Annotated in this window: 13 protein-coding genes and 1 tRNA gene; 5 read left to right on the top strand and 9 right to left on the bottom strand. The window is 50.7% G+C overall.

Annotation, left to right across the window (positions count from 1 at the left end):
* Positions 1-1,038: G1 family glutamic endopeptidase (locus BUA24_RS00265; RefSeq protein ID WP_072787579.1), on the top strand; the 1,038-nt coding region annotated here is incomplete at its 5' end.
* Positions 1,039-1,428: 390 nt separating this feature from the next.
* Here the strand turns inward: BUA24_RS00265 and BUA24_RS00255 are convergent.
* On the bottom strand, positions 1,429-1,671 hold the full coding sequence (locus tag BUA24_RS00255) for an Lrp/AsnC ligand binding domain-containing protein (RefSeq protein WP_084660018.1): 243 nt from the start codon (positions 1,669-1,671) through the stop codon (positions 1,429-1,431).
* 194 nt (positions 1,672-1,865) lie between these two features.
* Here BUA24_RS00255 and BUA24_RS12050 point away from each other — a divergent pair, with 194 nt between their 5' ends.
* Entirely contained in the window at positions 1,866-2,171 is a 306-nt protein-coding gene (locus BUA24_RS12050) for a C1orf53 family protein (RefSeq protein WP_084660017.1), read from the top strand.
* 306 nt (positions 2,172-2,477) lie between these two features.
* Here BUA24_RS12050 and BUA24_RS00245 read toward each other — a convergent pair whose 3' ends face one another.
* The 5 genes from BUA24_RS00245 to BUA24_RS00225 form a co-directional block, all read right to left on the bottom strand.
* Positions 2,478-3,389, bottom strand: a complete 912-nt coding sequence (locus tag BUA24_RS00245; RefSeq protein ID WP_072787574.1) for a cation diffusion facilitator family transporter — start codon at positions 3,387-3,389, stop codon at positions 2,478-2,480.
* Positions 3,390-3,542: 153 nt separating this feature from the next.
* A tRNA-Gly gene (locus BUA24_RS00240) sits at positions 3,543-3,615 on the bottom strand.
* Positions 3,616-3,629: 14 nt separating this feature from the next.
* The gene (locus BUA24_RS00235) at positions 3,630-5,063 is read right to left on the bottom strand and encodes a wax ester/triacylglycerol synthase domain-containing protein (RefSeq protein ID WP_072787572.1); all 1,434 of its coding nucleotides are present in this window, start codon (positions 5,061-5,063) and stop codon (positions 3,630-3,632) included.
* 56 nt (positions 5,064-5,119) lie between these two features.
* Positions 5,120-5,548 carry a dUTP diphosphatase gene (gene dut / locus BUA24_RS00230; protein WP_072787570.1) on the bottom strand — a complete coding sequence of 143 codons (429 nt, stop codon included), beginning with the start codon at positions 5,546-5,548 and terminating at the stop codon, positions 5,120-5,122.
* Complete coding sequence (locus BUA24_RS00225; RefSeq protein WP_072787568.1) at positions 5,545-6,387, bottom strand: polyprenol monophosphomannose synthase; 843 nt, start codon at positions 6,385-6,387, stop codon at positions 5,545-5,547. Before BUA24_RS00225 ends, dut begins: the two co-directional genes overlap by 4 nt.
* A gap of 54 nt (positions 6,388-6,441) precedes the next feature.
* Here BUA24_RS00225 and orn point away from each other — a divergent pair, with 54 nt between their 5' ends.
* Entirely contained in the window at positions 6,442-7,017 is a 576-nt protein-coding gene (gene orn / locus BUA24_RS00220) for an oligoribonuclease (protein ID WP_072787567.1), read from the top strand.
* A gap of 29 nt (positions 7,018-7,046) precedes the next feature.
* Here the strand turns inward: orn and BUA24_RS00215 are convergent, their stop codons facing one another.
* The 3 genes from BUA24_RS00215 to BUA24_RS00205 form a co-directional block, all read right to left on the bottom strand.
* Positions 7,047-7,595, bottom strand: coding sequence for a glycosyl-4,4'-diaponeurosporenoate acyltransferase CrtO family protein (locus tag BUA24_RS00215; RefSeq protein WP_143146295.1), 549 nt, complete (start codon positions 7,593-7,595; stop codon positions 7,047-7,049).
* Positions 7,561-8,760, bottom strand: coding sequence for a glycosyltransferase family 2 protein (locus BUA24_RS00210; RefSeq protein WP_072787565.1), 1,200 nt, complete (start codon positions 8,758-8,760; stop codon positions 7,561-7,563). Before BUA24_RS00210 ends, BUA24_RS00215 begins: the two co-directional genes overlap by 35 nt.
* A gap of 107 nt (positions 8,761-8,867) precedes the next feature.
* Entirely contained in the window at positions 8,868-9,884 is a 1,017-nt protein-coding gene (locus tag BUA24_RS00205) for an LLM class F420-dependent oxidoreductase (protein ID WP_072787765.1), read from the bottom strand.
* A gap of 206 nt (positions 9,885-10,090) precedes the next feature.
* Here BUA24_RS00205 and BUA24_RS00200 point away from each other — a divergent pair, with 206 nt between their 5' ends.
* Positions 10,091-10,360, top strand: a complete 270-nt coding sequence (locus BUA24_RS00200) for a hypothetical protein (protein WP_072787564.1) — start codon at positions 10,091-10,093, stop codon at positions 10,358-10,360.
* A gap of 51 nt (positions 10,361-10,411) precedes the next feature.
* On the top strand, positions 10,412-12,169 hold the full coding sequence (locus BUA24_RS00195) for a class I adenylate-forming enzyme family protein (RefSeq protein ID WP_072787563.1): 1,758 nt from the start codon (positions 10,412-10,414) through the stop codon (positions 12,167-12,169).
* Positions 12,170-12,558 lie beyond the last annotated feature (389 nt).

Raw genomic sequence — 12,558 nt, 5'->3', positions numbered from 1 at the left:
AAGGGGTACTGGGAGGTAGCGTCCGATGGAGGGATCTTCACCTTTGGAGATGCAGGGTTCTATGGATCTATGGGAGGACACCCTCTGAACCAGCCAATCGTTGCAATGGCGACAGCTCCTTTTACGATGGAGCCGCTTCAGATAACCACCTCTTCGCTCCCAGACGTTCTGATAGGTGTCTCCTACAGTGAGCAGCTCAGCTCGGCTGGCGGAGTGGCGCCTTACACCTGGAGTGCAACTGGGTTACCCTCTGGGATGATGCTTTCAAGCGGAGGTGATCTGGAGGGTGTCACAAACAACTACGGAAACTACTATGTGACCGTAACGGTCACCGACGCAGTTGGATCTTCGGTATCCTCGTCATTTCCATTGGTAGTGGCTATGGTAAGTAGTAATTGGTCTGGCTACGTGACTCAAGGTGGACCATTTACTGGGGTTTCTGGTGTGTTTAACGTGGCTTCGCTGCTTTCGTCAGAACCTCCATCTTGTCAGAACTACGTCTTGGGAACAAACCAATCTGAGTGTGCCGTATCGGAGTGGATCGGAATCGATGGATTTGGTAACGGGTCAAACTCCATAATCCAGGCCGGTATAGTAGCCGCTCCGATCGTCGGCACGAACTACTACTCTTTGGGCGCGTGGTACGAGACCTATCCGCAGCCTTCCCAGAACATATCACAGCTATCCGTATCCCCAGGCGATACTATCAACGCCTCCATCGAAGATCTGGGAGGTGGATCCTGGTCGATCTCTTTGGACGATATAACCACAGGTCAAAGTTACGCTACTACGGTGTCTTATACTGGCGATCTTGCCTCGGCAGAGTGGATAGTCGAAGCACCGACAATCGAGACAGGATCGGGCTCATTTCTTACGATCCTTTCTCCGTTTTCACAGGTTGGATTCTCCACTGGAGAGAACCCGGCGACACCTAACTCATCGTTTGTTCCTCTTGCAATGGTACAAAATAATGTTGAGGTGGCTTATCCTGGAGCCTTATCAGCATCTGGTTCTTTCACCATGACCTATGGACAGTAGGTACTTGGGGTAAGGAACCAGCTCTTAAAGTGACTGGCTTGTGGTCTATTTAGGCTGCATCGTCCATCGCTGGTTTAGGTCCGAGGAGCCCACCTGCGATTTCCTTGACGCTCTTTGTCAGATGAGTGTCGAAGCGTTTGGGGAACAAGTCAATTGAAACCAATGGGTATCGGCGTCTACGTAGATATGTTCCTCCTAAGTAGTGTTCTACGGTCCAGAAAAGGTACCGGCTGGATGAATGAAGCTACCTCTAGAGCCTCTCTACAGCCTTTTCAACACTACTTAACCATAAAATCAAAGACCTTCGAGAGTCTTTCAGGTGGGCAGAGCTCGATCGATCCGGTCATCCGACGATATAGCTAAAAGAGGTGGTAGGTTCAAGACGCCGAGTCAGTGAAGTTGATCTAGGTTACCTATGGGGCAAGTGAGAGTACGGGTTACTCCATCGATGACCTGTATAGACTCGACAACCTCTCGACCAATCTCCTCGACTGAAGGGGCTTCCAAAAGGGCGATAATGTCGTAGGGACCGGTGACAGAGTCAGCTCTTGTTACAGTGGCTATCTCCTTCACTTTTCGTAATATGTCTGTGACTCGTCCGAGGTCAGTCTGGATAAGAACGTAGGCCTGCAAGACTCTCCGATCCTTGGTCAATAACGTGCGCAGGACGACTCAATCCTGCTAGGTGACTATCCTAAATGGAACCACCTATAGATGAAGACGTTGGGTGATGGTATTTGACAATTAATGATTCCATCCAAAGCGGTCGTCTAATGTGAATCTTAGATTTTCGACGAGTCGAGTAGTCGGAGGGCAAAGTTCTGTCTGTGCAAGAAGAAGAGTCGAGCTACCTGTGGCTCGAGGAGATCCTCTGGGGCCTCAGGGGCGGTGGGGACGTCTCAGAGTTGATGGCTCGGGTCCTTTGTCCAAAACCCGGAAGGCTGACAATGCCCGACTCCGATCGAAAAAGAGTACTTGAAGCTCACGAGACTGCGATGAGAAGAGGCGAGAAGACCTACGTCGATCCCTTGTCCTCCTTTCATGTATTTACTGCGGTTGCCCACCTTGAAAGGGGCACCTGTTGCTCAAATGGATGTCGCCACTGCCCATATGAAGAGGAAGTGAGTCCGTAAGGACTTAGAAGACAGATCCGGCTGTGATGCGAGTATGACCATTCAACTCTTGTTGTAAAAGTGGTTCGTGAATTGAAGATCTAGGGGATGGAGAGAGTGGTTTGGAGTCCGTCGGTGTGGCGCTTGAGTTCCATGGTGGCATGACCCCGATCGGGCCGCGCTGGAAGGATATGTCAGATTTAATACATGAGTTGTTGGGAAGAGTCCACGTCCACTCGTCGACTGCCTTGGGTGTGTCGCGTCTCTAGGGGACGTGGTACCTTCGCTCCGGTGAAAAGAGAACAGCTTATGACGTGGGTGGAGGTCCTAGTGGATGTGCCAAGCCCCCAGTTCAGTTTCGTGCTCAGTTGAGGGACACGGATGGCACTCGACCTCTAGGGTTGCATGGGTAATGTCGTGTTGATCCCTGAGAAGCTCTTTGAGCTCAAACACTACGAGTTCAGCCTGGTGTAGGGAGCTAATGTTTTCAAGCACCACGTGAGCTGAGACTGCTCGCTCCAGAGATGAAAGATTCCAGGTGTGTAGGTGATGTACGGAAGAGACATAAGGGTTAGCGAGCAGTGTCTCACTCATCTCCTCTGAGATTGAGTTCTCGGGGGATGCTTCCAGCAAGATGTTTAGGGTGCGAGTTATGAGTTTCCAGGTAGAGACTAAAACATAGAGAGAGACGACGACCGAGCCGATAGGGTCAAAGATAGAGAGGTGAGTTAGCGAGACCACAACGCCAGTCACAACAGCCACCATCCAAGAGATCGAGTCGGCGAGCAAGTGGAGGGCAGTTGACTTGACACTCATCGGGGTGTCTGGTCTATGGGAGAGGAGGTACAGTGACAGCAAGTTAACTCCAAGTCCAGCGAGTCCTGTCACTGAGACGATCTCACCGTTTGGATGAAGGTCGGAGAACATCGCTATCACCGATGACGCCAGAACCGCTAGCGTTATTATACCGAGAAGAACCGAGTTCGTTAGAGCGGCGAGTACCTCAGCCCTTACCAGCCCAAAGCTGTGCCTCTTGGTAGGAGGCCGGACTGAGAGCTTTAGCGCCACTATTGTGATGGCGATCCCTGCGGTGTCAACCAGCTGATGAACAGCCGATGCCGCAATGACAAAGGAGTGTGCAAAGTATGCCGCGAAAAATAAGCCCACAACTAGGGCTATGTTGAGTCCGAGTGCGTAGTTTAAAAGTTTTTTCCCCAAGAAACCATCTCCGAATCCCACGTTCCACTTTATTGCGTGTATTAGTCAGTTAATCGCACGATCGTTCAACTTTGCTACAACGTCCAGAGCGTCTTGGCTAAATGGACGTTCTTGAGAAGCTAAAGTCAAATAAGGTATAAGCACTAATAGGCCTACCGCGTAGACCATATCTAGAGCGGATGACGGGACTCGAACCCGCGACCCTCACCTTGGCAAGGTGATGCTCTACCAACTGAGCCACATCCGCGAAGTATTTTTAACCTAGTCGCTCTGAGAGTTGACTTCGTCTAGAAAATTCAACAGAACCTCTTGAAAAATCTCCCCTATCTTCTCCGGAGCTCTAACAAGGTCAGGACATGATGTCACGCCGAAGCTAGTCATATCCATGTAGGACAAAAAGGTAATGTTGAGCGGAGCTCCCTCGGCCAGTGGGCCAAAGGGAACGACACTGTCGACGAGATGGCCCCGTAGGTACAGCTCGTCTGTCATACCTGTTACATTCGATACGATCATGTTGAAGACCGGATCTAGACGATCAAAGATCTTTAACTCACCTATGAGGCGAACTAGGGGAGAGATAGCGGGCGAGGCTACCGAAGAGGCAAATGACTCGAGTATCTTCGGACCAAACTTAGAGTGCAGACGCTTAGCTCGCCACGCCTGCTCTTTCACAGCAGACAGAGTTTCAATCCCTGACCTCTTCCCATATGGAAGAGCAATCAGCTGTCCCGCAACTTGGTTGTGACTTGGGCTGTGGTCGAGTTTTCGCGTCGATATGGGCATGAGGACTATCGGAGAAGACTCCAGGGTGTAGTTGTAAACGGTATCGAGGTAACGTTCGATGGTTAACGCTACTACGGTTAGGACCACGTCATTTAAGGTAGAGCGTGTACGGCGCGCGACTTTGCGAAGTTTTGATGTCTCAACTGCGAAGGACTCAGCGGATCGGGTAGTTCTCAAAGCTCCCGAGAACGGCAGCTTCGGAGCTCCAAAGTTAAGGACCTCTGGCAAGGCACCCCGTTGCCCGTCTGCTACGGCTGAGATCAGCTGTGAGAGGGTCTCCTGGAAGGTGGCGGCTGACTCGAGCCGACTGACCGCTTCTTGGGGTAGATCCAGGAGAGCTGACAGCAGACTAGGTCTCTGGGTTGGGGCAAACTTTACAGACGGCTCTTCTTCAGAAACGAAGTCATCGAGACCATCTTCGATACCTGGAGGATCCACTATAGACCCAAGGAGGCGAAGTCCCCCAGCGCCATCTGACAGGGCGTGATGGATCTTTGTCAGGATCAAGATCTCCGACCCTAGATCAACCACGTGGATCTGCCAGGGTGGTCTGTCTTTTGGGAGCGGGTCTGCCAGAAGCTCTCCCAGCAGCCGTTTTACCGTAACCGAAAGCTCGTCGGCAGCCAAAGCGGTCTTTTCTTCCACTAGATCGTGAAGGTATATGTGGCTAGAGAAATCAAGCTGTTCCACTACCACCCAGTACGGAAGAGAAAGAGGTATTGGAGAAGGTGCAACACTTAGGTGTAGTACGTCGCTGCTTTTTGCAAAGTACCGTAACCGATCGATTACACCCTTTGCGTCTAGATCATCCCTTGGGTAAGAAACTAGCTTGATAAGCGCGGAGATGTGAAGAGGTTGTTCCTTGGAGTCCAAATACCATATTGCTGCGTCGAGACCTGAGAGTTGTTTCATGTGTATCGCCTCATCTACTGATCCAAGAGCACTAGGCCTCTTGGGGCATTATCGTTTCATAATCCACTGTGTCCAAACCCACCTGTGCCTCTTTCGCTTGACGTGAGATATTCGGATGTCACGAACTCGATATCAGGATAAGACAGAAACAAAATCTGGGCCACTCGGTCGCCCTCGCTAATCAAAAAATGGTTCTGCGTATCAGAGTTGTACAAGATGACTTTGATCTCACCTCTGTAACCAGAGTCAATCAGTCCCGGAGAGTTCATCAATGTGATTCCATGTTTTAAAGCAAGTCCGCTGCGTGGTAGTACTAGGGCACAGAGTCCCTGTGGCATAGACAGCCTAATGCCCGTTGAGATTAACGTTCTAGAACACGGCGCAAGCTCCACCGAAACATTTGATCGTAAGTCAAAGCCAGCGTCTCCATCTATTGCACGAGTGGGAAGAGGAACGCCTTCGGCGAGCTGAATCTCGACCTTCATCTTCTATCAGACGCTTCAAGCGCTTTGCTCACGCTCTTAGAGGAGAGATCGTAGATCTTCATCAACGCCTCCGCAAGAGCGTCCTGGCGCCCTTTGTTCCTGAGGTATTTGATCTTTCGTGCTGCCCCCCAGATCGTACAGAGGACCATAGCCTCTACGACGATCCGAATCGACATCTTTGATCCACCAGCTACACGGTCGTGAAAAACGATCGGTATCTCTACTATCTTGCCGCCGTTGCGATGGACCTCATACGCCATCTCTACCTGAAACCCATAACCGTCCGCCTTGATCTCGGGGATGGCAATTTTCTCTAACGCCTCTCTTCGATAGGCCCTAAACCCAGCGGTCGAGTCCCGTACAGGGATTCCCAGTGTAAAAGCGGCGTAGACGTTGCCACCACGAGAGACAAGCAACCTAAAAGGTGAAAGCCCAGGAGCCGCTCCCCCTGGGACATAACGAGAGCCAATAGCTAGATCTGCTCCTTGATCGAGTGCCTCCATTAGCTTTGGCAGATATTTAGGATCGTGTGAGAGATCAGCGTCTATCTCAACCACCGAAGTCGCTCCTGCCTTTAGTGAGTAGCGGAAACCATCCCTATAAGCGCTGCCAAGTCCCGACTTTGAAGGACGCTCCATAACCTCTACCTTGAACCCCTTTGTGGCGAGTTTTCTCGCAAGATCTGCAGTGCCGTCAGGTGATGAGTCGTCCACGACCAAGATATTTGCCTGGGGTAGTGACTCGAGGATCTTACTGATAACTGATTCGAGATTCTCCGCCTCGTTGTATGTCGGAATGACGACGTATGGACTTTCAGAGGGTGTTCTCGACTCGGTCACCTGCTTCTAACCTCCGTGATATATGAGGGAGTTATAACCATCTAGCATAGGAGCATGATGATATGGATGGACCTAGAAATGACTGGGCTTGACCCTAAACGGCATGTCATTGTGGAGATCGCCACCCTAATAACCGACTTTGAACTCAACGTGGTAGCAGAAGGTCCGGATCTAGTCATCTCCGCCACGGCCGAGCAGTTAGCCGAGATGGATGAGGTCGTAACGGCCATGCACAGAAGGTCGGGACTACTATCTGAGATAGCTTTTTCAAACACGGATCTTCAAGAAGCACAAGAAGCCACTCTTGACTTCATCAAAGGCCACATAAAAGAGCCTAGATCGGCGCCGCTTTGCGGAAACTCAATAGGAACAGATCGACGGTTTCTTGAGGAGTACATGCCAAAGGTGGAGGAGTACCTGCACTATAGAAACATAGATGTCTCTTCCATCAAGGAGCTTGCTAAGCGATGGTATCCAGGAATAATGAAACATGCTCCGACAAAGCAGATGGGACACAGAGCTCTCGATGACATTAGAGAAAGTATCGCAGAGTTGGAGTTTTACAGGTCCTCGATCTTTAGGGACACGCCTGTGTACAGCGACGAAAGTGAACCTTCTTTGGAAGGCTAGTTCGAAGAAAAAAGTCTGTCCCTTCCCACTCAACCTGTACCAATGTTACGTTCTGCATAGGATAGGGCCTCGGTCTCTATAGCTTTGTATATGCGCTCGAGCCTGGCCCTGTTGTATCTTTGTGCGACTAAGCAGGGGACGTTGGCCAATACTGCGTAGGCGACGACCACCTCGTGGAAGAAACCGAACCAGACAAAGGTCGGAACTAACTCAAGGAGGATTAAGTAGCGATGAACAAACTCGGCTCTTTTCGTCTCGAGATAAAAACGCAACTTTGCGTCCGTTACTCCTAACGCCAGGGATCGTTTAGATACTCCACCTTCAAAGATGTCACCGGCCTCGGGGAGATACCTCTTCCATCGACGCACCTTCAGGTATCTCTCGTAAAACGTTCCTCCTCTTTCAAAGGAGAAGATTCGGTAACTACCATATCTCCTTGCCAGGCTGACAAGAGGCAGTTTTGCACCTACGTAACCGACTGAGGCGGAGATCACAACCCAGTAAAGAACAGTTAGTGCCATAGCCACAACTGCGTTATGCCAGCTAATCACGGCGTTGTTCCCCTTTGTTGCCCCCAATGACGATGGATCTACCCTTCCACGTAACCGATCTCAAGACGTAGAGCTTGACTAAAGAGGCAGCGAACAGATACACGAAGAAAGAAAGGGCGATCGGGGCAAGAACGTACCAAATGGGGGAGTATCGACCAATCTTTTTGCCCAAGAAGCGAGTCTCTAGTATGTACAGCACCAAAGTTGCTGTGCTGAGTAAGAGACTACCGGGTTCCCCATTAAAGAGATCGAAAATAACGTGCAGGAAAGACCCTAGAAACGCCGTTATCCAAAGCGCAGTTAGAGATACCGCATCGGCCGATGCACCCGCTGATCCAGCGCCGAGATTTTTTGTAAAGCCTTCTACGAGTTGTCTTAAGCCCTTGGGGTACATGCGAAAGCTGACCCCTTTTGAACCGCTGTACAGAGAGACTCGATAGCCCGACTTCGTAAAAGATCGTGCGAGGGCTGCATCGTCGAGGATCTCGTGACATATGCCTTGGTGGCCTCCTACCTCTTGGTACTTATGGTTCATGGCCGCAAGACATGGTCCAAAAGCTACCTTTGAGCTGTGTCGTTTGTTCCACAGAGAAAAGGCACCCGAGCCCATGAGCGCTACCATGTTCGGGAACAAAGAAAGAGACTCCCATATACTGCCACATCGATGAAACGGTTGAATCGATACAAGATCGCTACCGCCTAACACAAGGTATTTCCCGAGATTCTCAATTAGATGACTATCTAGTAAGGTCACATCAGCGTCGAGAAAGACGACGACGTCGCCTTGGATGAAGGGCTGATAGTTGGCTAATGCACGCGCCTTTGGGTTATCTCCTGGCAAGAGAAGGTCAGATTGGAATACCTCCGCGCCGTAACTTCTTGCCACTTGTGCCGTAGAGTCTGACGAGTGGTCATCGATGACGGTGACTCGTATTGAGCAGTTGGTGGTTTTTTGCTGAGACAAAGAGTGGAGGAGGACACCTATTGACTCCTCCTCGTCTCTGGCCGGTACTACAACCTCGATACTTAGATAAGGACTAGAGGGTTTAGAGTTGCTCTCATAGGCTTTCTCATCCACCAAACGCACTGGCGCACTGACTCCCTCGTCTATAGCGAGCGGCTCTTTGACCCGGTATAAGAGGAGGAGAGCTAAGGGGGCAACGAGGAGGTACAAAGAGTAAGAGATCGACATAGTGTTCTACTAACACTTTACAGCCACTGCTTTGGTGAGAAACAGGTACGCTCTACGAGACGCTCTGTCGGCTGTGGACTTTGTTGTAAGTAGTAGAGTTGCTGAAACTAGAGTGTGAGTTCTCGAAAGATTGAGAAAGACTCGTACTTGTCTTTTCCGACCGGCGTCACTGAGAAGGTGCCTACTCCAGCCTCTTTAAACGCAGCGACGCGCTCTTCGATGTAGCCCCTTGGACCAACAAAGTTCGACAGCCTAAGTAGCTCGGAAGGTACCGCCTTGGCGGCTTCGTCCTTCTTTCCAGCTAGGTATAGTTCTTGAATCTCTTCCGCCTCTCTTTCAAACCCGTACCTCTTGGCGAGGTCGTTATAGAAGTTCTTGCCTTTTGCGCCCATACCTCCTACATACAGTGCAACCTGGGGTCTCGCCAGGTCTAGCAGGTGTTCAACGTCGTCCCCGATGGCTAAAAGACCGCCGGCGACGATGTCAAATGCCCCTAGTTCGTCGCTTCTGCGGCTTAGACCTTTGTCTATGGCCTGTTTCCATACCCTATCTTTGTACTCTGGGACGAAGAATATCGGTAGCCATCCCTCTGCTATCTCTGCAGCCATCTCGACGTTCTTAGGCCCTATCGCTGCTATGTAGATAGGTATGGTGCTGCGCAGAGGATGGTTGATTAGCTTCAACGGCTTACCCAGTCCCGTTCCCTTCTCGGGAGGTAGTGGTATCTCATACAGCCCATGGTGCACAAGTGGTTCTCGACGCCAGACAGACCTGCAGATCTCCACGACCTCCCTCGTTCTTGCTAAAGGCTTATCGTATGGCACCCCGTGCCAACCTTCAATCACCTGTGGACCCGATGACCCCAGTCCTAAGATCATTCTTCCCCCAGATAGCTCGTCTACAGCTGCCGCTGTCATAGCGATTAGGGCAGGAGTTCTGCTATAGATCGGAAGTATTCCTGAGCCTATCTTTATTGTCTTTGTTACGGCAGCAAGAAACCCCATAGCGCTCGGAGCGTCAAAGGAGTAGGCTTCGGGGATCCAGACAACGTCTAATCCTCTAGCTTCGTACTCAAGGACATCTTTTATTACGTCTGACTTGTTTCCTGCGTAGTTGAGCTGCATGCTAATCTGGGCCACGTGATGCTCCTAATCGACTAAAGATCGGTAGACCCGCTTAGCTTACCAAGGCCAAAGGGCTACTTCAAAGCATCTTGTAGAGGTGGTTCATAGATAGAAGCTGCTGATGTGCAGGCGAGGCCGATTTGCGTGCGGATAGTTGACGACTAAGCTGAATTTGTTGTAGTAGTCGTATTGGCAGGTTCGAGGAATTGCAAGAGCGATTTACCGGTAGAGGTCTAAGGGCGGACAGCCTTCCAAAGGTAAGCCTGATCTTGGCTCTCTTGGCGTTCACTCTTGGATGGATACCGACCTATGGCGTCCCTCTCGGAATATTTCTTGGAGGTGCCTCTGTCGTGTTTTCCTCTATCGGGCTCACCTACGACCCCAGCTCTTCCGAAAGGCGGTTCCTTGTAGTAGCTCTCGTCTTAGGAGTGGTGTCGGTGATGCTGAAGTTCATACCTGGCCTCAACGTTTTATAGCGCTCCTGTAGCTGCCTAGACTTCATCTTCCGTAGAGGGTAACTTATATCTATGGGGGATTCGAAAACAGTCTTAAGCCAACTTATAGGTCTCGGTGGACCATTTGAAGTCGAAACGGTCAACATAAGAGGAGTGGAGACAAAGTCCTGGAAGACGGCGCCGAAGAATTTGAATGAAGTCTTTCGCTCCACCAAGGCGCATAGGGACCGCACATTCTTGGTTTATGAGGACGAGCGCCTCAGCTATCGAGAGGTTCATGAGATAGTTGGCAAAATACAGCGTTACCTCAGAGAGCAAGGTGTCGTTAAAGGCTCGAGGGTTGCCATTGCGATGCGAAACTATCCCGAGTGGATAGCGGCTTTCTACGCCATTGTTGCGATGGGCGCTATCGCAGTGCCGCTCAACTCATGGTGGAGTGGTTCAGAGCTAACCTATGGTTTGATCGACTCTGAATCTGGAATTCTCATATGTGACCAAGAGCGGCTGCTGGCGCTATCGTCCCATCTAGAAGAGCTCAAAGAGATGGATCCCTCTTTCAAGATTCTCACCGTAAGGACAAATGAGGACCAGGTCGAAGGGGCGATGCAGGGAGTCGAGTTCGACAGATTTGAGACTTTGATCAAAGGCCCCGCTGTGGAGGCTGAAGGTGTTGAGATCGAACCTGATGACGTGGCGGCGATCTTTTATACCTCGGGCACTACAGGAAAACCCAAGGGGGCGGTGATAAGCCACAGGAACATTATCGGCTGCATGATGAACGCGTTTTTTTCGGCTACTTACAGGTCCATGCTCAGCGGAACGGATCCAAAGAACGGTTCTGTAGAAGGAGAGGATCAGGGAAGTGGTTCTGGAGAGCAAAACTGTGTCTTACTAAGCGTTCCGCTCTTTCATGCTACGGGATGTTTCGCTACACTGATTCCGAACTCAGTCGCTGGGTCAAAGATCGTACTAATGTACAAGTGGGATCCCGGGAAGGCTTTAGAGATCATCGAACAGGAGAGGGTGACCACCTTTGGAGGAGTGCCAGCGATGGTATGGCAGGTGATCAACCACCCAGACTTTCATAGCTACGATACCTCTTCGGTGCAAGGTATCGGCTATGGGGGTGCACCGTCGGCGCCTGAGTTGGTGCGTAAGATCAAGGAGTACTTTCCTACCTCTGCACCAACAAATGGATACGGGCTAACCGAGACTGCGGCCATCGTCACCTTAAACGTTGGGGATGATTACGTACGAAAGCCGGACTCAGCCGGTCCACCGATGCCGGTTATGGAGCTGAGAATAGTTGATCCGTTGGGCCTTGATCTTCCTCGAGGTGAGGTAGGAGAACTCTGGATCAAAGGACCAACGGTCATCAAAGGGTATTGGAAAAAAGAGAAAGAGACCCAGCAAACCTTCGAGAACGGGTGGCTAAAGACCGGTGACATAGCATACCTAGACGACGAGAACTTTTTGCACATCGTCGATCGCTCCAAGGACGTGGTGATTCGAGGGGGCGAGAACGTCTATTCGGTAGAGGTAGAAGCAGCAATCTTTGAACATCCAGGCGTAGCAGACGTGGCCGTAGTGGGGCTGCCTGATCAGGTGCTCGGCGAGGAGGTCTGTGCGGTAATACAGCCAAAGCCAAACTTTTCTCTAACTCAGAGCGAGATTCAAGAGCACGTCGCCAAGCGCCTGGCTAGGTTTAAGGTGCCTAAGTACGTCTACTTTACCGACAAAGACCTTCCAAGGAATGCAGCTGGCAAGGTTTTGAAACGTGAGCTGAGGGATGAGGCGCACCGCTACATAATTGAAACAGCTTCTATGTAGTGACGAGTAACGTCGCAATGTCTTTGTCGTTTAGTTAGGTATTTGCGGCAAATAAGGAGATCGAACCGATCAAGTTCGTTTATTTTGATATGTCCCACAGATATCTGGTCCTTTGATAGCTCTGGCGGTCGGAAATGCTAAAGGCTAGTTCACCTACCATAGGGTCGAGTTGACTCCCTGGAGTGTTGCCAATGGATACAGGCGTGGTGGGAGGAAGAAAACAAAACATATAGAGTTACTTGACTCGTAAGGAAATACGACTGTGATTGCGCAAGTCGATGCTCAAGTTTTGATGGGGAAGGCGCTGTAGCGTTTGTATTGTGACTTTGGTATGGGAGGTCTTGGTGCTACATTCCGTGGGTAGCATATCTACGGCAGCGATCATATCC

It is taken from the genome of Ferrithrix thermotolerans DSM 19514, assembly GCF_900128965.1.
GTDB classification, from domain to species: Bacteria; Actinomycetota; Acidimicrobiia; order Acidimicrobiales; family Acidimicrobiaceae; genus Ferrithrix; species Ferrithrix thermotolerans.
Note: the sequence above shows the minus strand (reverse complement) of the source record. Positions and strands in the feature narration are given on the sequence as shown.

Coding starts and splice junctions, on each gene's coding strand:
- BUA24_RS00235 (WP_072787572.1), bottom strand. CDS start 5,063: ATGAAACAACTCTCAGGTCTCGACGCAGCAATATGGTATTTGGACTCC.
- dut (WP_072787570.1), bottom strand. CDS start 5,548: ATGAAGGTCGAGATTCAGCTCGCCGAAGGCGTTCCTCTTCCCACTCGT.
- orn (WP_072787567.1), top strand. CDS start 6,442: ATGATGATATGGATGGACCTAGAAATGACTGGGCTTGACCCTAAACGG.
- BUA24_RS00210 (WP_072787565.1), bottom strand. CDS start 8,760: ATGTCGATCTCTTACTCTTTGTACCTCCTCGTTGCCCCCTTAGCTCTC.
- BUA24_RS00205 (WP_072787765.1), bottom strand. CDS start 9,884: ATGCAGCTCAACTACGCAGGAAACAAGTCAGACGTAATAAAAGATGTC.
- BUA24_RS00195 (WP_072787563.1), top strand. CDS start 10,412: ATGGGGGATTCGAAAACAGTCTTAAGCCAACTTATAGGTCTCGGTGGA.